This is a genomic window from uncultured Tenacibaculum sp. (genome assembly GCF_947502995.1).
Classification (GTDB): Bacteria; Bacteroidota; Bacteroidia; order Flavobacteriales; family Flavobacteriaceae; genus Polaribacter.
Genome location: NZ_CANNBW010000051.1, coordinates 1 through 1,609, shown reverse-complemented (window position 1 = coordinate 1,609; position 1,609 = coordinate 1). Strand labels below are relative to the sequence as shown.

Genomic DNA, 1,609 nt, shown 5'->3' with positions numbered 1-1,609 from the left:
TAGCTTCCATCTGGATTCGTAGTCGTACTTGGCTCACCTGGATCTTGAACTCCATCTCCATCTAAGTCTGCAAATACTGTAACACCGCCTAAACCACTTTCTGAACCGTCTTGTGTACCATTACCATTACTATCTCCATAAACAACTCCACTAACATCACCCTGTACTTGGTATCCGTCGTTTCCTGCTGAAACATTTGTACCTCCTACTGGGGTAACTGAAGTTGGATTCGTTCCTTCTGTTTGTGTACTTCCTGATGGTAAGTCTCCTTCTACAATAACAATATCTACTGCACTTCCCGCTGGAATGCCTGTTAATGTATAGCTTCCATCTGGATTCGTAGTCGTACTTGGCTCGCCTGGATCTTGAACTCCATCGCCATCTAAGTCTGCAAATACGGTAACTCCACCTAAACCACTTTCTGATCCGTCTTGTGTTCCGTTTCCGTTGGTATCACCGTAAACAACTCCATTAACATCACCCTGTACTTGGTATCCGTCGTTTCCTGCTGAAACATTTGTACCACCTACTGGGGTAACTGAAGTTGGATTCGTTCCTTCTGTCTGTGTACTTCCTGATGGTAAGTCTCCTTCTACAATAACAATATCTACTGCACTTCCTGCTGGAACTCCTGTTAATATATAACTTCCATCGGCATTAGTAACTGTACTTGGCTCACCTGGATCTTGAACTCCATCGCCATCTAAGTCTGCAAATACGGTAACTCCACCTAAACCACTTTCTGATCCGTCTTGTGTACCATTACCATTACTATCTCCATAAACAACTCCACTAACATCACCCTGTACTTGGTATCCGTCGTTTCCTGCTGAAACATTTGTACCGCCTACTGGGGTAACTGAAGTTGGATTCGTTCCTTCTGTCTGTGTACTTCCTGATGGTAAGTCTCCTTCTACAACAACAATATCTACTGGACTTCCCGCTGGAACGCCTGTCAACGTATAGCTTCCATCTGGATTCGTAGTCGTACTTGGCTCGCCTGGATCTTGAACTCCATCACCATCTAAGTCTGCAAATACGGTAACTCCACCTAAACCACTTTCTGATCCGTCTTGTGTTCCGTTTCCGTTGGTATCGCCGTAAACAACTCCACTAACATCACCTTGTACTTGGTATCCGTCGTTTCCTGCATCAACACTTCCGCCTCCTACTGGGGTAACTGAAGTTGGGTTTGTTCCTTCTGTTTGTGCACTTCCTGATGGTAAGTCTCCTTCTACAACAACAATATCTACTGGACTTCCCGCTGGAACGCCTGTCAACGTATAGCTTCCATCTGGATTCGTAGTCGTACTTGGCTCCCCTGGATCTTGAACTCCATCACCATCTAAGTCTGCAAATACTGTAACACCGCCTAAACCACTTTCTGATCCGTCTTGTGTTCCGTTTCCGTTGGTATCGCCGTAAACAACTCCACTAACATCACCTTGTGTTTGGTATCCGTCGTTTCCTGCATCAACACTTCCGCCTCCTACTGGGGTAACTGAAGTTGGGTTTGTTCCTTCTGTTTGTGCACTTCCTGATGGTAAGTCTCCTTCTACAACAACAATATCTACTGGACTTCCCGCTGGAACGCCTGTCAACGTATAGC

1 pseudogene is annotated in these 1,609 nt (G+C 45.5%); it reads right to left on the bottom strand.

The annotated features are described in order from the left end of the window. A pseudogene (locus Q1A46_RS20680) lies at positions 1–1,609 on the bottom strand (SdrD B-like domain-containing protein); the annotation flags it as partial.